Annotated in this window: 16 protein-coding genes; 8 read left to right on the top strand and 8 right to left on the bottom strand. The window is 67.7% G+C overall.

Going from position 1 to position 18,141, the window contains the following annotated elements:
• Window positions 1–58: 58 nt before the first annotated feature.
• The 5 genes from MHN84_RS06990 to ccsA all read right to left on the bottom strand — a co-directional run bounded on the left by MHN84_RS06990 (window position 59) and on the right by ccsA (window position 4,562).
• Entirely contained in the window at window positions 59–901 is an 843-nt protein-coding gene (locus tag MHN84_RS06990) for a cytochrome c-type biogenesis protein CcmH (RefSeq protein WP_241203916.1), read from the bottom strand.
• Window positions 898–1,455 (bottom strand): TlpA disulfide reductase family protein, encoded by a 558-nt coding sequence (locus tag MHN84_RS06995; protein WP_241203917.1) that lies wholly within the window; start codon window positions 1,453–1,455, stop codon window positions 898–900. The genes MHN84_RS06990 and MHN84_RS06995 overlap by 4 nt, the downstream gene beginning before the upstream one ends.
• Entirely contained in the window at window positions 1,452–3,374 is a 1,923-nt protein-coding gene (locus tag MHN84_RS07000) for a heme lyase CcmF/NrfE family subunit (protein WP_241203918.1), read from the bottom strand. The genes MHN84_RS06995 and MHN84_RS07000 overlap by 4 nt, the downstream gene beginning before the upstream one ends.
• Entirely contained in the window at window positions 3,371–3,778 is a 408-nt protein-coding gene (locus tag MHN84_RS07005) for a cytochrome c maturation protein CcmE (RefSeq protein WP_241203919.1), read from the bottom strand. The genes MHN84_RS07000 and MHN84_RS07005 overlap by 4 nt, the downstream gene beginning before the upstream one ends.
• A gap of 85 nt (window positions 3,779–3,863) precedes the next feature.
• Window positions 3,864–4,562, bottom strand: coding sequence for a cytochrome c biogenesis protein CcsA (gene ccsA / locus MHN84_RS07010; protein WP_241203920.1), 699 nt, complete (start codon window positions 4,560–4,562; stop codon window positions 3,864–3,866).
• Window positions 4,563–4,742: 180 nt separating this feature from the next.
• Here ccsA and coxB point away from each other — a divergent pair, with 180 nt between their 5' ends.
• The 8 genes from coxB to MHN84_RS07050 are packed head-to-tail and all read left to right on the top strand — an operon-like array spanning window position 4,743 to window position 12,863.
• On the top strand, window positions 4,743–5,777 hold the full coding sequence (coxB, locus tag MHN84_RS07015; RefSeq protein WP_241203921.1) for a cytochrome c oxidase subunit II: 1,035 nt from the start codon (window positions 4,743–4,745) through the stop codon (window positions 5,775–5,777).
• Window positions 5,774–7,711: a cytochrome c oxidase subunit I gene (gene ctaD / locus MHN84_RS07020; protein ID WP_241203922.1), complete on the top strand. Its 1,938-nt coding sequence runs from the start codon at window positions 5,774–5,776 to the stop codon at window positions 7,709–7,711. Before coxB ends, ctaD begins: the two co-directional genes overlap by 4 nt.
• On the top strand, window positions 7,708–8,322 hold the full coding sequence (locus MHN84_RS07025) for a heme-copper oxidase subunit III (RefSeq protein WP_241203923.1): 615 nt from the start codon (window positions 7,708–7,710) through the stop codon (window positions 8,320–8,322). The genes ctaD and MHN84_RS07025 overlap by 4 nt, the downstream gene beginning before the upstream one ends.
• A complete protein-coding gene (locus MHN84_RS07030) occupies window positions 8,323–8,721 on the top strand; it encodes a hypothetical protein (protein WP_241203924.1) in 399 nt (132 codons plus the stop codon). It abuts the gene before it with no gap.
• Complete coding sequence (locus MHN84_RS07035; RefSeq protein WP_241203925.1) at window positions 8,709–9,596, top strand: cytochrome c oxidase assembly protein; 888 nt, start codon at window positions 8,709–8,711, stop codon at window positions 9,594–9,596. The genes MHN84_RS07030 and MHN84_RS07035 overlap by 13 nt, the downstream gene beginning before the upstream one ends.
• Window positions 9,593–10,348, top strand: coding sequence for a c-type cytochrome (locus tag MHN84_RS07040; RefSeq protein WP_241203926.1), 756 nt, complete (start codon window positions 9,593–9,595; stop codon window positions 10,346–10,348). Before MHN84_RS07035 ends, MHN84_RS07040 begins: the two co-directional genes overlap by 4 nt.
• Window positions 10,345–11,202 (top strand): ubiquinol-cytochrome c reductase iron-sulfur subunit, encoded by an 858-nt coding sequence (locus MHN84_RS07045; protein WP_241203927.1) that lies wholly within the window; start codon window positions 10,345–10,347, stop codon window positions 11,200–11,202. The genes MHN84_RS07040 and MHN84_RS07045 overlap by 4 nt, the downstream gene beginning before the upstream one ends.
• On the top strand, window positions 11,199–12,863 hold the full coding sequence (locus MHN84_RS07050) for a ubiquinol-cytochrome c reductase cytochrome b subunit (protein WP_241203928.1): 1,665 nt from the start codon (window positions 11,199–11,201) through the stop codon (window positions 12,861–12,863). Before MHN84_RS07045 ends, MHN84_RS07050 begins: the two co-directional genes overlap by 4 nt.
• 18 nt (window positions 12,864–12,881) lie before the next feature.
• On the opposite strand, the gene nrfD is transcribed toward MHN84_RS07050, so the two are convergent.
• From nrfD to fdh, 3 genes are read right to left on the bottom strand one after another with little or no spacing between them, the layout of a single operon-like run.
• Window positions 12,882–13,913, bottom strand: a complete 1,032-nt coding sequence (nrfD, locus tag MHN84_RS07055) for an NrfD/PsrC family molybdoenzyme membrane anchor subunit (RefSeq protein ID WP_241203929.1) — start codon at window positions 13,911–13,913, stop codon at window positions 12,882–12,884.
• The gene (locus MHN84_RS07060; RefSeq protein ID WP_374238332.1) at window positions 13,913–14,815 is read right to left on the bottom strand and encodes a 4Fe-4S dicluster domain-containing protein; all 903 of its coding nucleotides are present in this window, start codon (window positions 14,813–14,815) and stop codon (window positions 13,913–13,915) included. Before MHN84_RS07060 ends, nrfD begins: the two co-directional genes overlap by 1 nt.
• A 2-nt stretch (window positions 14,816–14,817) precedes the next feature.
• Entirely contained in the window at window positions 14,818–18,069 is a 3,252-nt protein-coding gene (gene fdh, locus MHN84_RS07065) for a formate dehydrogenase (protein WP_308192921.1), read from the bottom strand.
• Window positions 18,070–18,141: the final 72 nt, after the last annotated feature.

Consider the following 18,141-nt stretch of genomic DNA (forward strand, 5'->3'; position numbering starts at 1 on the left):
GCTACCATGATGGTGACCGCAGACAGGGTAACGACCGGGGTCACCCAGGTCGGTGCGGTCAGCCAGTGGGCGGCCAAGGAACCTCCTCGTGTGGTGTGGTGGGCATCGTGCCGACGCCCAACAGTCGACGGACCTCCGCGGCCGCCGGATGGTGAGGGGCGATCGCGAGGAAGCGGTCAAGAGTCACTTCCCCGTCGCGGGGCGCTGAAACTCGCTGTGCCAGTCCGAGGATCAGTAGTGCATCCGGATCGTCCGGGGCTTGCGCCCTGGCCTGCGCGGCCAGTGCCGCAGCCTCGTCCGCGCGTCCGGCTTTCAGGAGCGCGAAGGCATGCTCGAGTTGCGCCGCGGGCTCGCCCCGAGTGGCCGCGGCGTCGGCGGATCCCCCCTGGTCTGAGATCCGCCACGGCGACCACCACGACGCGGCCATGACACCAGCGACGATCGCCATGGCGAGGACACTTCCGACCGCGAACACCCTCGTGGGTGCGATGTTCCGCGGCGACGCCGGGACCACCTCCCGGTCTCGTCGTCGGTGACGGGTCACGACGACCGCCGCCGCGATCGCCGCGGCACCGAGGATCGGCAACACCCACAGCATGGCCCGTGCGGCGCGTCCTCCGTCACGGAGAACGTCGGACCCGTAGCGATCGGCGAACCACGCACGCACCTGTTCCGGGGTCTCTCCGGTGTCCAGCCGGTCCCGGATCACCTGCCGCATACCGGCCGCGACAGGGGAATCCGATTGCGCCACCGACTGACCCGCGCACGACGGGCATGTCAGCGATGCTGCCACCTCGGTGGCCGGATCCGGCGCGTCTGACCCGGTGGAGGTGGCGACGATCACCGCCACTGCGGCGGCGGCGAGCAGCATCACGGTCAGCCAGCCACGGCGGCGCGTCACGACTGCACCATGGGCGCCACCCATTCATCGAGCCAGTCGACGGTGATCGGACCGAATGCGTGCAACCTCAGCATGCCGGAGCGGTCGACGACGAAGGTCTCGGGCACGCCGCGCACACCGAGGTCGATGGACGACACACCATCGGGATCCTCGACGACAGTGAGGTGTTCGGCGTCCGCCGCGGCGAGGAGGGCCCGGGTGGATTCGGGCTCGTCGCGCATCGCGATACCGACGAACTCCACGCCCTGACCGGCGAAGTCACGAGCAGCCTGCGCGATGAGCGGAACCTCGTCGCGACAGGGCGAACACCACGATGCCATCACGTTGAGGACGACGATCTGGCCCCGATATTGCTCCAGGCGGAACTCCTGACCCGACAGTGTCGTCCCCGCCAGCGGCGGCGCCTGCCGGTCGGGGTGCTGGGTTATCGGCAGCGAGGTGCCTTCGGTTCCCGCCGGCCGGTCGAGGCCGGCTGCGAGCACGGCGCCGAGCGCGACGACGGCAACGAGACCGCCGATCATCGTGCCGACTCTGCGGCCCCGGCGATCGGTCATGACCCCACCCCGGCAGGTTCACGTGTGACATCGCTGCCGTCTGCACTCGGGGAGCCGCCCTCACCACGGAGGCGGCTCTGCAGAAGCGCCGTCGCACCTGCGCCCGCGACGATCAACCCGCCCAACCACAACAGCCAGACGAACGGGTTGACCGCGAGTCGTACCGTCGCCGTCGGACCGGCCGGATCGACGGCCGTCAGCGTCACGTAGACGTCTCCGGTCGGCCGGGTGATGATGGCCGGCGCGCCGACAGTGCTGTCGCGACCCGGGTAGTGGTGCAGCAGAGGGGCGGCCGCCCCGAATGATCCGCCCGCGTCCGCGAGCGACAGACGGGCCGACACCGTCGTCCGGTCCGGGCCGGCCTCGCGGTCCACGCCGGTCAGCGTGGCGGTGACGCCCCCCACGCTGATCGCATCACCGGGGCGCAGCTGCCCGGTGTTCGCCTGACCGTAGGATGCGGACGCCGCGATACCGATTGCGATCACGGCGACACCCAGGTGTGCCGCCAGACCGGCCCGGCCTCCTCGTCGTGCGGTCGTGACAACGCCGGCCGACACGAACGCGGCCAGCCCGAACGTCGTCAACGCGAGCATCGTTGTCGGCCAGAAGATCCCGACGACGACCACCGTGAGCAGGCCGGCCGACACGGGCACGATCAGCGTCCGCGACGCGAGGCCGCCGTCGGTCGTGGACAGCTGCCACACACCCATCAGGAGCAGGACCGCGAGGAAGAGCGGGACTGCCGTGCGAGTGAAATACGCCGTGTCGACGGCGGCCTGGCTGCCCGACATCAGTTGGCTGATCAGCGGATAGAGGGTGCCGACGAGGACGACGGCGGTGATCGTGAGCAGCAGCGCAGCCTGATACAGAAGTGCCGTGTCGCGCGCCCACCAGCGCCACGGCGGTGCCGATGGCGGCGGATCGTGACCGGGGCCCCTGATCAACAGCGCCGTCACGATCGCCGCGATCAGGATGGTGAACGCGAGAAGCATGGGGCCCAGCGGCGATTCGGTGAAGCTGTGGATGCTGGCGATCACTCCGGAGCGGGTGAGGAACGTGCCCAGCAGAACGAGAAGGAACGTCGCGCAGAACAGGGCGACCGCCCACCCGCGGCGATCGGATCGATGGCGGACCATGGTGACGTGCAACGCCGCGGTACTGGTCAGCCACGGCAACAGCGAAGCGTTTTCGACAGGATCCCAGGCCCAGTACCCGCCCCAGCCGAGCACGGCATACGACCACCACGCGCCGAGCACGATGCCGGCCGTCAACAGCACCCAGGCACCGAGCGCCCAGCGCCGGGCAGATCGAAGCCAGGCATCGTCGTTGCCACCGGTGATCAACGCGGCCACGGCGAGGCCGAACGGAACCACCATGCCCACATACCCCGCATAGAGCAGAGGCGGATGCACACCCATCGCCGGATGCTCACGCAACAACGGATTGGGGCCGGGGCCGTCTGCCGGCACAGCGCCCGTTCGCTCGAAGGGATTGGCGGCGAACAGGATCAGAGCGAAGAAGAACACCGCCACGAGAGTCACGACAGCCAGCGCCCACGCACGTTCGCGCGTCGGCCGCCGGCCGGTTCCTGCCGCGAGTAGCGCGGCCGCAGCGCTGAGGACGAACACCCACAGCATGATCGAGCCGTCCAGTGCCGACCACACGCTGGTGATCGTGAAGTACAGCGGCACATGACGCCCACCGTTCTCGGCGACGAATCCGACACTGAAATCGTGGGTGATCAAAGCCCATTCGAGCGCGCCCAGACCCAGCGCCGCCGCCAGCACCATCGTGCCTGTCGCCCAGCGGGCGGCTCTGACGTACTTGTCCGACAGAGCAGCGGCCCACCACAGGATGCATGCGATGAGGGCCGCGGCCAGCCCGGCGCCGATCGAGAGGTTGCCGAGCGCGCCGGTCACGTCTGCGGCTCCGACGGGACGCCCGAAGTCGGCGCGCGATACTCGTTGGAGTGTTTCACCGCGACGGTGTCAGCGCGCAGCACCCCGTCCTGACCCAGGATGCCGTCGACGACAGCATCCTGCCCCTCGCGAAACGTGTCGGGCAACGCCGTGTGCACCACGACGGGGACATCACCGTGCCCGTCGGCGATCCGGAACCGTGCTTCGCCGGCGCTCTCGTGAAGCGTGCCGGGCACCACGCGACCGCCCAGCCGGACGGCGTGTCCTGTGTTGGCCGTCGACTGCGCGACCTCTGTCGGTGTCTTGTAGTAGACCAGCGTGCCGGAGAGTCCGGCTGTGACCAACAGCGCCACAACGGCGCCCGCGACCGCAAGCAAGACGAGCATCGCGGGTCGCGGCCTCATCACGGTCGCTTCCGGGTGAACGCGACGAGCGCTGCGAACGTCGCCGCCGTGAGAGCCAGCCCGGTCAGCACCGCGGTCCAACCGGTCATCGCGCCACCGAGGCCACCGCGGAGGTGCCGCGGATCTGACCGTCGAGCGCAGCGAGGCGGCGTAAACCCAGCCACGTCGCGGCCAAGGTGAACGCGACCACGGCCAAGGCAAGGGTCGCGGCCATCATCCCGTCGATCGGCGGGTTCGCCGACGGGGCCAACAGAGTTGCCGGCTGGTGCAGCGATCGCCACCACACGACCGAGAAGTGAACCACGGGGATCACCGCTGCGGACACGATGCCGCACCAGGCGGCCCGTCGGCGGCCCCGCTCGTCGGCACCGAGATGGTGCAGTGCCAGGTATCCGCAATAGATCACACCCAGCAACGCGGTGCTCACCAGGCGCGGGTCCCACGCCCACCACACGCCCCACACGGCGCGACCCCAGATGCTGCCGAGCGCGATGGTCAACGCGGTGAGCGGCACGCCGATCTCGGCGGCGACTCGGGCACGACGGTGCCACGAATCGTGGCCTGTGCGCAGGTATTGCGCCGATGCGACGAGAACGAGGAGGTAGCACAGGTAGGCAGTCCATGCCGCCGGCACGTGCAGGTACATCAACCGAGCGGCGTCACCCTGCATCTGATCAGGCGGGGCCACCAGCAGTCCGATCGTTGCGGCGGAGACGGCGCAGGCCGCCGCCGACCACCCGACGGCTCGCCGCGGCGACCCGCCGGGTACCGATTCTCTCACCATGCCACCCTCCTGAGCGACGACCATCACGAGCGGGCACCGAAAGACACGACGCTGCCCGCGACCGAATGCCTGCTACCCCGAGGCCATCGCCTGAAACGTTGCACTCAGGAAATTGTTGCGCGGCGGCGTTTACCTCCGATCTGCCGGGGTAGATCGGCCCGCGTCGTCGAGGAGGTGATCGTGGGCGCCGTGCGCAAGAGCGCGCGTGCCGTAACGGCTGCGGCCGTCGGTGCTGCGACGATGCTCGCCGTCGCGTGCTCGGACTCCTCGCCGTCCGCTCTGGATCCGGGCGGACCGCCATCCCGTCGCATCGAGCAACTCTGGTGGCTGCTGTTCTGGATCGCCGCGGTCGTCTGCGTGATCGTGGTGATCGGGGTCGTGCTCGTGGTGGCTCGCCGCCGACGGAAGAGCGACGTCGAACACTCCAACCCGACGACGTTCGTCCTGATCGCCGGCGCCGTGGCGCCGTTCGTGGTGCTGGCGACGGTCTACGGCTTCGGTCTGCGGGACACGCTGGCGCTGAGTGAGCGTCCCTCGGGCGCGTCCGACTCGCCGCCGATCACGGTCGAGGTCATCGGGCACCAGTGGTGGTGGGAGGTGCGCTATCCCGGTCAGCCGGCCGTCACCGCCAACGAGATCCACATCCCCGTCGACACCGACGTCGAGGTCAAGCTGCGCACCGACGACGTCCTGCACAGCTTCTGGGTGCCGCAGCTGTCGGCGAAGACCGATCTCATCGCCGGACGCACCAACACGATGTGGCTCCGCGCCGATCGGGTCGGTACGTATCGCGGTCAATGCGCCGAGTACTGCGGGATGCAACACGCACACATGGCGTTCATGGTGGTCGCGCAACCACGGGCCGATTTCGACGCGTGGTTGCGTTGGGCGGGGGCGCCGGCCACGACGACGACCGATGCGCAGCGGCGCGGCGAGCAGGTTTTTCTCCAGACCGGGTGCGCTGCCTGTCATTCCATTCGGGGGACACCGGCAGACGGAGTGGTCGGGCCCGATCTGACCACCATCGGCGACCGCTGGAGCATCGGCGCCGGCACCCTGACCAATGACAACGAGCACCTGCGGCAGTGGATCACCGATCCGCAGCAAGCCAAGCCCGGTAACGAGATGCCGCCGCAGGCCGTCGCGCCCGCCGACATGCCGGATCTGATCGCCTACCTGCGCTCGCTGCAGCCGTCCGATAGGGAGGCGCCGTGACCGCCGCTCCGCTGACCGAACGTACCGCGGACCGCGAGGAGATCGACGAACGTCTCGAAAAGCAATGGGGCGAACAACATTCCCTGAAGACGTTCTTCACCTCCGTGGACCACAAGCGAGTCGGCCGACGGTACCTGGTGACCGCCTCGGCGTTCTTCGTCATCTCGGGCGTGCTGGCGATGTCGTTGCGGGCCCAGCTCGCGCGTCCGGAGTCCGACCTGGTGCCGCCGGGTGTGTTCAACCAGTTCTTCACCATGCACGGCACCTCGATGATCTTCCTGTTCGCCACGCCCATGCTGTTCGGGTTCGGGAATCTGCTCTTCCCCCTCATGCTCGGCACCCGGGACATGGCATTTCCGCGCCTGAATGCGTTCGGTTACTGGGTCTTTTTGTTCTCCGGCGTGATGATGTTCTCCAGCATGCTGGCCGGCAACGGGCCCAACGGTGGCTGGTTCGCCTACGTCCCGCTGACCACCGAGCCCTACTCGCCGGGGCTGGGTCTGGACGTGTACTCGCTGGGTCTGTTGTTCCTCGGGATCTCCACCACCTCGGGGGCGATCAACTTCATCGTGACCGCGCTCAAGATGCGCGCACCCGGAATGTCGATGAACAGGGTGCCGATCTTCGTCTGGGCGCTGGTGGCGACGTCGATGATGGTGGTCTTCGCTCTCCCGCCGCTGAACCTGGCCAATGCCCTGCTGTTCATGGATCGTCGGTTCGGCAGCCACTTCTTCGATCCGGCCAACGGCGGGAACGTTCTGCTGTGGCAACACTTGTTCTGGCTGTTCGGGCATCCCGACGTCTACATCATCGTGATGCCGGCCCTCGGCATCGTCTCGGCCATCATCCCGGTGTTCTCCCGGCGCGGCATCGTCGGCTACCCGCTGATCGTGCTCAGCGTCGTGACCATCGGCATCGTGTCCTTCGGCGTGTGGGTGCACCACATGTTCGCCACCGGACTGCCGCGGCTGTCGCTGAGCTTCTTCAGCGCGGCGAGCCTGCTGATCACCATCCCGTCCGGGGTCCAGATGTTCGCGTGGTTGGCGACGATGTGGCAGGGCAAGATCAAACTGCGCGCCCCGATGTTGTTCGCCGTGGGGTTCATCGTGGTGTTCGTCCTCGGCGGCGTCACCGGGGTGATGTTCGCGGTCGTCGCTTTCGATCAGCAGGTCACCGACTCGTACTTCGTCGTGGCGCATTTCCACTATGTCCTCTTCGGCGGCGCCGTGTTCCCGATCATGGCCGGTTTGTTGTACTGGATGCCGAAGATCTCCGGGCGGATGTACCACGAGAAGGCGGCGGTGCTCGCTTTCTGGCTCGTGTTCATCGGCATGAATCTCACGTTCTTCCCCATGCACGTATCGGGGCTGCTCGGCATGCCGCGCCGCATCTACACCTATCGGCCGCATCTCGGTTGGGATGTGTGGAATCTGTTGTCCAGCATCGGTTCTGCAGTTCTCGCGCTGGGTCTGGCACTCCTGCTCGGGGTGCTGGTCCACGCGATCCGGTACGGGCCCCCGGCTCCGCCCGATCCGTGGAACGGCGACACCCTCGAATGGGCCACCGCATCACCGCCGGATCACTACAACTTCGCCGTGCTCCCGCGCGTCTACAGCGCGCACCCGGTCTGGGACGAGCGCACCGCGAAGTCCATCGCCGACCCGGACCCCGAGCAGATCCTCGACGAGTCCCGGATGACGGCGACCACCACCGAATTGGACGGCACGTTCGATCAAGCGATCGAGGTCGTCGAGGAGTCGGTCCGCCCGTTCCTCCTCGCCGTGGGCCTGCTCGTGTTCTTCCTCGGCATGCTCGTCGCGTGGTACTGGGTGGCGATCGTCGGTATCGGTGCGGTGTTCCTGACGCTGGCCGGTTGGCTGTGGCCGCCGGAGCGCAGCCCCCGTGAGGCCGGCGTCTCGGGAGGCAGTCGATGACCGTCCACGAGAGCGCCATCAGTCGTCCGTCGACGTTCCTCGCCGAAGCGCCGGCCGGGCGCACCGTCGGCTGGTGGGGCATGGTCATGTTCGTCACCACGGAGGCAACCGTCTTCGCGGTGTTGCTGTCCAGTTACTTCTACGTGCGTTTCCAGGTGGACACGTGGCCGCTGGGCGGGATCGAGCAACCGGAGCTGAGACGCCCGTTGATCATGACGGCGATCCTCCTGCCCAGCAGTCTTCCGGTGATGTGGGCCGAGCGCGGCATCCGCAAGGGACAGCTCTGGCGGCTGCGGCTCGGATTGCTCGCGACCCTGATCATGGGAGTGGCCTTCCTGATCCTGCAGGGTCTCGAATACTCGAGCAAACTCGAGAAGTTCACCTTCACCACCAATGTCTATGGTTCGTTCTTCTACACCATCACCGGGTTCCACGGCTTGCACGTCACCGTCGGGCTGCTGATGGTCGGCTGGTTGCTGGCGGCCTCGCTGCGGGGCAGCTTCGGCTACCGCCGTCACGAACGGGTACGGCTGGCCGCGATCTATTGGCACTTCGTCGACCTCGTGTGGGTGGCGATCCTGTTCACCATCTACCTGTCGGGGCGGCTCTAGATGGCCGAGACGACTGATCGAAAGCGCCCGTTGGTGGGTGCGCTGTGGATGTGGTTCGCCGCGATCGGCGGGGCGGTCGCATGGGCGGTTCATCTGGGTTCGTCGTGGGGGATGACCGAAACCGTCTGTCTCGGTGGGCATTCGACCGTGGGCGAACTGCCGCTGAAGATCGCGGTCGCACTGTCGACACTGATCCCGCTGGCAGTGTGCCTCACCTCATTGGGCGCAGCGTGGTGGATGCGACGCCACACCGGCCCGAGCCACCTCGACATCAGTACCGAGCGCGCGGGACGCGCTCACCTGGTGGCCGGTATCGGTCTGTGGGCCAACCTTCTGTTCGCCGCGATCATCGTCTTCGACGGTGTCGCCCTGTTGGTGTTCTCGCCATGTCAGGCGTAGCTCGCGAGGCCGTGCTGGCTCACAGCGCCGCGCAGCCCGGTGAAGCGTGGTCGATGATGGCGACGATCGTCGTCTTATGCGGGCTCGCGGCCCTCTACGGGTGCGGTGTACAGAATCTGTGGCAGCGCCGCGGTACGGGGGCCGTCATCTCGGTGCCGAGGGCTGTCGGATTCGGTCTCGGGCTGGCCGCCATCGGGGCTGCGGACAGTTCGCCGGTCGCGGAGTTCGCGGCCGGCTCCTTCGCCGGCCACATGGCGCAGCACATGCTGCTCGTGGTCGTCGTCGGCCCCCTGCTGGGCGCAGGGGGAGCAGCGCTGCCGCTGTCTCTCGCCCTGCCGCGCCGGCTGCGCCGTGTCGTCAACCGCTACCGAGCCGCGCCGTTCGCGCGGTGGCTGCGTCGGCCGGCCCACAGACTCGTGGCCGGCGGGCTGGTGTTCACCGGCGTCCTCTGGGTGTGGCACCTGCCGTCGATGTTCGCCTTCGCCGAACGCGTCGAGGTGGTTCACGCGGTGGAGCACCTGTCGTTCGTGGTGATCGCGTGGATGTTGTGGGCCGCGGTGCTCAGCCCCGACCGTCATCGTCTCACCGGACCGCTCGGTTTTCTCCTCCTGTTCGGGGTCGGGATGACCAGCGCCGCGCTCGGAGCGGTCCTGACGTTCGCGCCGCAACCGCTGTATCCGTCGGTGGTCTACGGCACCGCCGACCCGTTGGCCGATCAACAGCTCGCCGGGCTCGTCATGTGGATCCCGATGGATGTCGTCCTGCTGGGTTTCGCCGTGCATGCTTTCGGTCGCTGGCTGACAGGCATGGACGGGGGCTCGTCGCGTGACGAGGTCCTGGTGCGTCCCGGCCCGGTTCCCGAGGGGATCTCATGACGACATGGACGCGCGTGGCGCGGTGCCTGGCGGCGGTGGCACTCACCGCAGGGTGTTCGTCGTATCAACCGCCACCGGAGCCGAAACCCGAAGTGCCGCAGGGAACCCACGATGTCGGACGCAGCCTCTACGCGCAGACCTGCGCCGGCTGCCACGGACCGACCGCCGAGGGTACGGACCGCGGTCCCTCGCTGGCCGATGTCGGCAGCGCGTCCGTCGACTTCCAACTCGGCACCGGCCGCATGCCGCTGGGCCCCCAGGAGTCCTACCGTTCCGAACACCAGGAGGCGAAGCTGAGCCAGGACCAGATCGACGCTGTGGTCGGGTATCTCGCCGATCTTCACCCCGGCGGGCCGCCGATCCCCCGAGTGGAGCCGCGCGACGTGCAACGAGGCCGCAAGCTGTTCGCCCAGAACTGCGCAGCATGTCACTCGGCAGGTGGCACCGGAGGTGCGCTGACCGACGGACATCACGCACCGGACCTCCGAAAAGCCACTGCCACCCAGGTGGGGGAGGCGATCAGGGTCGGTCCGGGCTTCATGCCCGCCTTCCCGCCCAGTGTTCTGAACCCGCGCGATGTCGACGCGATCGCCGCCTACGTGGGCACGCTCGCCGACAGGGGAGAGGACCTCGACAAGGGCGGCGCGAGCCTTGGCCGCATCGGTCCGATGACAGAGGGACTGCTCGCGCTGGGAGTCGGAATCCCCCTGCTGCTGATCGTGTCTCGTCGACTGGGGAGCAGATCCCGATGAGCCCGGTCGACAAGGACACCGACCGGCCGCACGTCGCGATCGTGGCGTCGTTCGGGGTCTCGGTGGCCGCCGCGATCTGCTTCGCCGCCGCGTACACGCTGAACTGGTCCACCCAGGTGCTCGGCGGCGCACTCGCCGTGGGGTTCGGCGGCATCGCAGTCGGACTGACCGTGTGGGCGCGTCACCTGACGGGCCAGGGAGGTTACGTCGAAGAGCACGAGGGGTTCTCCTCGCCGCCCCGCCAGACCGACGCGGCGGTCGAGCAACTCAGCGAGATCGCTCACCCGCACCGGCGTGGGCTGCTCGCGCTGCTGGCGCTGGCCGCCACCTCACTGGGTGCGGCAGCGCTGTTCCCGCTGCGGTCGCTGATGCAGCCGCGGGGCGAACACCCGGCCCGACAGCTGGGGAGAACGGTGTGGCGCACCGGCCCGATCCGCCTCGTCGATGCCGAGAAGCGTCCCGTACGCATCGACGACGTCACCGACGAAACCATGATCACCGTCTTCCCCGAAGGTCACACAGAAGGGGGTGACGTTCCGGCATTCGTGGTACGGATCGCGCCATCACGGTTCATGTCGCCACCACCGGGCGGAACTGTCGACGGTGTCGTCGCCTACTCGCTGCTGTGCACCCACGCCGGCTGTCCGGTCAGCATGTACGAGCAGTCGACGGGACGGATGCTGTGCCCGTGTCACCAATCCGTGTTCGATCTCCTCTCGGGTGGCCGAGCAGTGCAGGGACCAGCCGCGCGAGGGCTGCCCGGACTGCCCATCGCCGTCGACGAGGACGGGTTCCTCTACGGCACAGATGATTTCACCGGGCCGCCAGGCGCAGGCTACTGGAGCAGGCCATGATCACCCGCCGCCTCGTCCGAACCCTCGACAGCCGACTGCGTGTCGCGTCGCCCCTGCGCACGGCGTTGAACAAGATCTTTCCCGACCACTGGACCTTCATGTTCGGCGAGATCGCGCTCTACAGCTTCGTCGTCCTGGTCCTGACCGGAGTGTTCCTCGCGCTGTTCTTCGACCCGAGCTCGGCCGAGACCACCTATCACGGGGCATTCACCCCGATGGACGGGGTGACCACCTCGGGGGCGTTCTCCTCGGCGCTCGAGCTCAGCTTCGACGTCCGGGCAGGCCTGTTGATGCGCCAGACACACCACTGGGCGGCACTGATCTTCGTCGGAGCGATCGTCGTGCACCTCTGCCGGATCTTCTTCACCGGCGCGTTCCGCCGACCCCGGGAGATCAACTGGGTGATCGGTGTGACGATGCTGGTGCTGGCCCTGGTCAACGGTTTCACCGGCTATTCGATGCCCGACGATCAACTGTCCGGGACCGGCTTGCGCATCATCTACTCGGTCGTCGAGTCGCTGCCCGTCGTCGGTCCCTGGGTCGTCTTCCTGATCTTCGGTGGGGAGTTCCCGGCCGAACAGACGATTCCCCGGATGTTCACCGCGCACGTGTTCGTCGTCCCCGCCCTGCTGGCCGTCTTGATCGGGTTGCATCTGCTGATCTTGGTGCGGCAGAAGCACTCTCAGTTCCCCGCCCCGGGAAGGACCGAGCGTAATGTCGTCGGCTCCCGGCTGTGGCCGAGTTACACGATCCGCACGCTCGGCCTTCTCGCGGCCGTGCTGGCCGTGCTGTTCGCGCTGGGCGGTCTGGCGCAGATCAACCCGGTCTGGATCTATGGACCCTTCGATCCGTCCCAGTCGACGGTGCCCGCACAGCCGGACTGGTACGTCGCCTGGGGTGACGGTGCGCTCCGGTTGTTCCCGCCTGCCGATGTGCACGTCTTCGGCCACCTGATCCCCACCCAGTTCTGGCCAGGTGCGGGGCTGGGCGGCCTCGCCTTCGTACTGCTCTATGCCTGGCCGTTCCTCGAGCAGTGGGCGACGAAAGACACCGACGCACATCAGCTGCTGGACCGCCCGCGCGACCACCCGGTGCGGATGGCGGTCGGTTTCGCGGGGCTCAGTTTCTTCGCGGTGCTGGTGATGGCGGGCGGTGACGACGTCATCGCCGAGTGGTTCGGCCTGTCCATCGAGGCGGTGGTCTGGGTGCTGCGCATCGCGGCGGTCGCCGTGCCGCTGGTGAGCGCGTTCGCCGCCTTCGTCCTGGCCCGCGCCCTGCAGCGGGTGCAGGGCGGCTTCGCCGATGTCACCGTTGCCGACGTCAAGGCGGCGCTGCGCCGGACACCACGCACGGGGGACGCAGCTGCCGGCAGACCGCGGCGCATCGAGGTGACGCCGACCTCCGGCGATCGATGGCGCTGGCGGTACCGGGAGTCCGCCGGCGAGACCGATGTCGTTCTCGACAGCACCAACGACTATGTCACCGAGGACGCCGCCTGGGCGGGGGCGCGAACGGCGTATCCGGACATCGACCGACCCTCGACACCGAGCGACGAGGAAACAGAACCCGCCACCGATGAGAAGAACCACCGTCTGCTGACGGTCGCAGGAGCCGCGGTAGTGGCGGCATGGGCGATCGGGGCGGTACGCAACCGTCGCTGAGATGCGGAGGGCGTGCGCTCAGACCGTGGAGCGGTCCCGTCGGTCGAGCCGGTTCCGTTGCGGGACAACCGTGTATTTCGGGTCCTCGGCCGACGCGACGCCGGCATGGAAGATGCCGAACCGGGTGCAGGCAGAGGCAGCCAGCGCGGCTGCGCCTCCGGCGACTGCGGCCGCGCGCGATCGGCGACCACCGATGCCGCCGAGCGCTGCCCCGACGACGGTGAGCAGCTTCGCGACCCGCATGAGCCTGCCCGCCTGTCCTCGGTGCAATGGTTCGGCCGACAGACCCATCCGTCGGCTCATCACCTCGCTGGCGATCAATTCCGTTGCTGCACCGGCCATCAGGGCGCGTCTGGCCGGGCCGGCTTCACTTCTCGGGGAGGTCAGCACCGCCAGGCCACCTGCCGCGGTGGCAGCCGAACCGACGAACACGAACGGCATCTGCCGGTGACCGTCATGCCACGTCGGCACGGCGGTGTCCGACATCAGCGCTGCGGTGTAGGACGCCACCGCAGGGCCGACCACACCGGCGCCGACCGTGGCGAGCGTGCCGATACGCGGAAGCACTCGAAGCGCGTCGGTGACCGCGGCGGCGCCGGCGAGAGGGCCGTAGGTGGCCAGAATCCACGATCCGACACTCATCGGCGAGCTGGGCTTGAAGACCCGCAGCATCCGGACGAACCGGGCCGGCCGGCCGAGGTCGTGAATCAATGCCGCCAGTGATCCGCTGATCGCGACCAGCGCGCCGAACTTCGTGGCGCGAGCCATGTTCGGTCGTCCGGACAGCTCGGCACCAGCGGCCAGAACCGAGCACCCGCCCGCCAATCCGCCGAGGAACAGGTATCCCGCGATGTCACGGGCTTCCCAGGTCGGCTTGTTCAACACCGGCTTGCCGTAGTACGACTCGAAGTGCGCATCCGGCACCATCTTCTTCTCGCCCCGTCCCCGGCGACGCCGGCGGTTGGGCAATCGACCGACGTCGCAGGTGATCGCGGCACGGTCGGGCGGGGCCGAGGTGTCCGCCGGGATGCCGGTCTGGCGATCGTCCATCAGCGTCCGCCCAGGAACGTCGCCGCCAGCCCGGCGAGCATGCCCGTTGCCGCGATGGCGACATTGCGCCACATCGCGGGAAGGTCGCGCGTGGTGACGATCGGATCGGGCGGCAGACCGTACACCTCGGGCTTGTCGAGCAAGAGGAAGAACGCACCGGTGCCGCCGACCCCATCACCAGGATCCTCGCCGTACAGTCGGGCGTCGGCGATACCTGCCGAATGGAGCTTGTCGACGCGATCCTGTGCGCGGGCGCGCAGTTCCGACAACTCGCCGAATTGGATCGAGTCGGTGGGGCACGCCTTCGCGCAGGCCGGTTCCATGCCGTCGTGGAGCCGGTCGTAGCACAGCGTGCACTTCCAGACCCTCCCGTCGTCCTTGCGCTGGTCGATCACGCCGTAGGGGCACGCGGGGACGCAATAGCCGCAGCCGTTGCAGATGTCCTCCTGCACCACGACGGTGTCGAACTCGGTGCGGAACAACGCACCCGTCGGGCAGACGTCCAGGCACGCGGCATGGGTGCAGTGCTTGCACACATCCGATGACATCAGCCAGCGGAACTCGCTGCGCTGGCCGTCGCCGTCACCGGGTTTGGCGAAGGCCGGCATTCCGATGTCGACGACTTCGGCGGTGTCTGCCTGAGCGCCCAGCGGCTTGCGCTGTTCGATGAACGCCACGTGCCGCCAGGTGTCGGCGCCCAGGCCACCGGTGTTGTCGTAGGACATCCCGGTGAAGTTCAGGCCGTCGTCGGGTACGTGGTTCCACTCCTTGCAGGCCACCTCGCACGCCTTGCACCCGATACAGACGGAGGTGTCGGTGAAGAACCCCATCCGCGGCTGCTGCTGGTCGTAACCACCACCGTGGGGCGGATCGTCAGCGTCGAGGCCCTGATGCATGTCCATGGTCACACTCCTGTACCGGTTTTGTCGGTGACGCCCGCGCGCCGTTGATACTCGGCGACCATGGCGTTGGCCTCGGCGCCGCGTGGCCGCCGCCCGGGCCGGATGTCCACGGTGAAGGCCTTGACTTCCTGGATGTGCGAATTCGGGTCCAGCACAATCGAAGACAGCTCGTTGGCGGCGTCGCCGGTACTGAGGCCGTTGGGCCCCCAGTGATAGGGCAGTCCCACATGGTGCACGGTGCGATCGGCAACGTGCAGCGGCGTCATCCGATCGGTGACCAGAACGCGCGCTTCGATCACCGCCCGTGGGCTGACGATGGTGGCCCACTCGCCGTTGACCAAACCGCGTTCGGCGGCCAGTTCCGGGGACACCTCGCAGAACATCTCCGGTTGCAGCTCCGCCAGATAAGGAGTCCAGCGTGACATTCCGCCGGCGGTGAACTGTTCGGTGAGTCGGTAGGTCGTCGCCACGTACGGGTACACCCGCGAACCCGCGTCACCGGCGTCGGGTGCGTACCGATTGTGGGCATCGGAGAAGACCATTCGCGCCGGGCTGCGCTGTTGGGCGTACAGCGCGTTCTGCACCGGTGAGTCCTGGGGCTCGTAGTGGGTGGGCAGGGGACCGTCGGCCAGCCCGGACGGCACGTAGAGCCAGCCTTTACCGTCTGCCTGCATGATGAAGGGGTCGATGCCGGACAGCGCATCGACTCCGGTCGCGCCGTCGGGCGGCCGGTAGTCCGGCGGTTTCGTCGCCTGCAGGTCGGGGACGTCCAGCCCGGTCCACGTGCGCTGCTCGGCGTCCCACCACACCAGCTTCTTGCGCTCACTCCAAGGGGTGCCATCGGGTTTGGCCGAGCACCGGTTGTACATGATGCGCCGGTTGTCGGGCCACGCCCACGCCCATTCGAGCGCCACCCAGTCCTGCTCGCTCTGCGGTTTGCGGCGGGCGGCCTGGTTCACTCCGTCCTTGCGGACGCCGCAGTAGATCCAGCAGCCGCACGAGGTGGAACCGTCGTCACGCAGCTGCGTGTAGCTGTCCAGTGGGTTGCCGTGCTCGTCGAAGCCGTTGATCTCGGCCAGTACGGCGTCGGCGTCCGGTTCGGCGGTGTCCCCGATGGTCGGGTAGTCCCATGTGAGATCGAGGATCGGACGGTCCTTCGGATCGGTCGAGCCGGCCAGCTTCTGCCGGATGATGCGGCCCAGGTGATACATGAACCACAGGTCGCTGCGTGCATCGCCATCGGGTTCGACCGCTTGATCGTGCCACTGCAACAGGCGATTGGTGTTGGTGAAGCTGCCCGACTTCTCGGTGTGTGCCGCGGCTGGGAAGAAGAACACCTCGGTGTCGTTCTCGTCGGTGCGGATCTCGCCCGATTCGGTCTCTGGTCCGTCCTTCCACCAGGTGGCACTCTCGATCAACGAGAAGTCGCGCACCACAAGCCAATCCAGATTGGCCATGCCGAGTCGTTGCATTTTGGCGTTCGCGGAGCCGACGGCGGGGTTCTCGCCGAGCAGGAAGTACCCCTTACACCGACCCTGCAACTGCTCGAACACGGTGTCGTAGGTGCTGTGGGAACCGGTGAGCCGGGGCAGATAGTCGAAACAGAAGTCGTTGTCCGCAGTCGCCGCGTCCCCCCACCAGGCTTTCAGCAGGCTGACGAGGTAGTCATCCATGTTCGCCCAGAAGCCGATTCGCGCGGCGTTCTCGTCGATGAAGTGCGCACGAGACTGTTCCGGCATTGCGTACGGCATGGGGATGTAGCCGGGCAGCAGATTGAACAGAGTCGGGATGTCGCTCGAACCCTGGATGCTGGCGTGGCCGCGGAGAGCCTGGATGCCCCCGCCGGGCCGGCCCATGTTCCCCAGCAACAACTGCAACACGCACGCCGCTCGGATGAACTGACTGCCGGTGCTGTGCTGCGTCCAGCCGACCGCGTACACGAATTCACTGGTGCGCTCGGGTCCGGAGTTCTCGGTCAAGTGCCGGCAGACTTCTGCGAACGTCTCCGGCGGGATGCCGCAGATGCGGTGCACCATCTCGGGGGTGTAGCGGGCGTAGTGGCGCTTGAGGATCTGGAAGACGCACCTCGGATGCTGCAGCGTGTCGTCTCGATCGATGCTGCCCTCGAGCGCCGCCCCTCCCATCCCGTGTTGCTCGGCACGGCCCGCCGCGCGGACGTCGTCCTCCTCGTGCGCTTCCCCGGAGCCGCGGCCGCGCTTACCGGACGCCGACGCGACCTGCACTCCCTCGTACTGCCACTCGGCGGTCTTGTAATTGCGTGCCTCGGGTTCGAACCCGGAGAACAGGCCGTCCAGATCGTCGGTGTCGGCGAACTCGTCGTCGACGATCGTCGCGGCGTTGGTGTAGTTGATCACGAACTCGCGGAAGTACTTGTCCTCGGCCAGAACGTGATTGATGATCCCGCCGAGAAACGCGACATCGGTTCCCGCACGGATCGGAACGTGGAGGTCGGCCAGCGCGCTGGTGCGGGTGAAGCGCGGGTCCACGTGGATCACGACGGCTCCGCGCGCTTTGCCCTCCATCACCCACTGGAATCCGACGGGGTGACATTCGGCGAAGTTGGAACCCTCGATGATGATGCAGTCGGCGTGCTGCAGGTCCTGCATGAAGGTCGTCGCTCCGCCGCGGCCGAACGACGTGCCGAGCCCCACCACGGTCGAGCTGTGGCAGACCCGAGCCTGGTTCTCGATCTGTACCACACCCAGAGCGGTGAAGAGCTTCTTGATGAGGTAGTTCTCCTCGTTGTCGAGCGTCGCGCCGCCGAGGCTGGCGATGCCCATGGTTCGGGCCGTTCGCTTACCGTCGACGTGTTCCTGCCACGTCTCCCGGCGCGTCGCGATGACCCGGTCGGCCACCATGTCGAGCGCCCGGTCGAGTGAGATCGGCTGCCAATCCGCCGCGCGCGGCGGTCGATACAGCACCTGGTGGCGCCGCGACGAACCGGTTGTCAGTTGGAGGCTGGCGGCGCCCTTCGGGCACAGTCGGCCGCGGCTGACCGGCGAATCGGGGTTGCCCTCGATCTGGACCACTTTCTCGTCCTTGACGTACACCTTCTGAGAGCAACCGACACCGCAATAGGGGCACACCGACGTGACGACGCGGTCGGCGGTCGCGGTCCGCGGTCGCAGTGACGCACTGTGTGCCGATTGAGCGGCCGCGGCCTTCCCCAACGGATCGGGCCCGGTGAGTTGCCGATACACGGGCCACTGGTCGATCCACCGACGTACACCCACCATTGGCTCCTCACCGCCGCTGCCGCACGGAGCGACGCGCTCGGGCGCGCCGCGATGACACCCCCGCTACCC

It is taken from the genome of Mycobacterium sp. PSTR-4-N, from assembly GCF_022348085.1.
Taxonomy (GTDB): Bacteria; Actinomycetota; Actinomycetes; order Mycobacteriales; family Mycobacteriaceae; genus Mycobacterium.

Excerpts from the sequence above, each read along its gene's own strand:
- MHN84_RS07005 (WP_241203919.1), bottom strand. The coding sequence starts at position 3,778 with ATGAGGCCGCGACCCGCGATGCTCGTCTTGCTTGCGGTCGCGGGCGCC.
- MHN84_RS06995 (WP_241203917.1), bottom strand. The coding sequence starts at position 1,455 with ATGACCGATCGCCGGGGCCGCAGAGTCGGCACGATGATCGGCGGTCTC.
- MHN84_RS07030 (WP_241203924.1), top strand. The coding sequence starts at position 8,323 with ATGGCCGAGACGACTGATCGAAAGCGCCCGTTGGTGGGTGCGCTGTGG.
- ccsA (WP_241203920.1), bottom strand. The coding sequence starts at position 4,562 with ATGGTGAGAGAATCGGTACCCGGCGGGTCGCCGCGGCGAGCCGTCGGG.
- MHN84_RS07060 (WP_374238332.1), bottom strand. The coding sequence starts at position 14,815 with ATGGACATGCATCAGGGCCTCGACGCTGACGATCCGCCCCACGGTGGT.
- nrfD (WP_241203929.1), bottom strand. The coding sequence starts at position 13,913 with ATGGACGATCGCCAGACCGGCATCCCGGCGGACACCTCGGCCCCGCCC.
- MHN84_RS07040 (WP_241203926.1), top strand. The coding sequence starts at position 9,593 with ATGACGACATGGACGCGCGTGGCGCGGTGCCTGGCGGCGGTGGCACTC.
- MHN84_RS07045 (WP_241203927.1), top strand. The coding sequence starts at position 10,345 with ATGAGCCCGGTCGACAAGGACACCGACCGGCCGCACGTCGCGATCGTG.
- MHN84_RS07050 (WP_241203928.1), top strand. The coding sequence starts at position 11,199 with ATGATCACCCGCCGCCTCGTCCGAACCCTCGACAGCCGACTGCGTGTC.
- MHN84_RS07025 (WP_241203923.1), top strand. The coding sequence starts at position 7,708 with ATGACCGTCCACGAGAGCGCCATCAGTCGTCCGTCGACGTTCCTCGCC.
- MHN84_RS07035 (WP_241203925.1), top strand. The coding sequence starts at position 8,709 with ATGTCAGGCGTAGCTCGCGAGGCCGTGCTGGCTCACAGCGCCGCGCAG.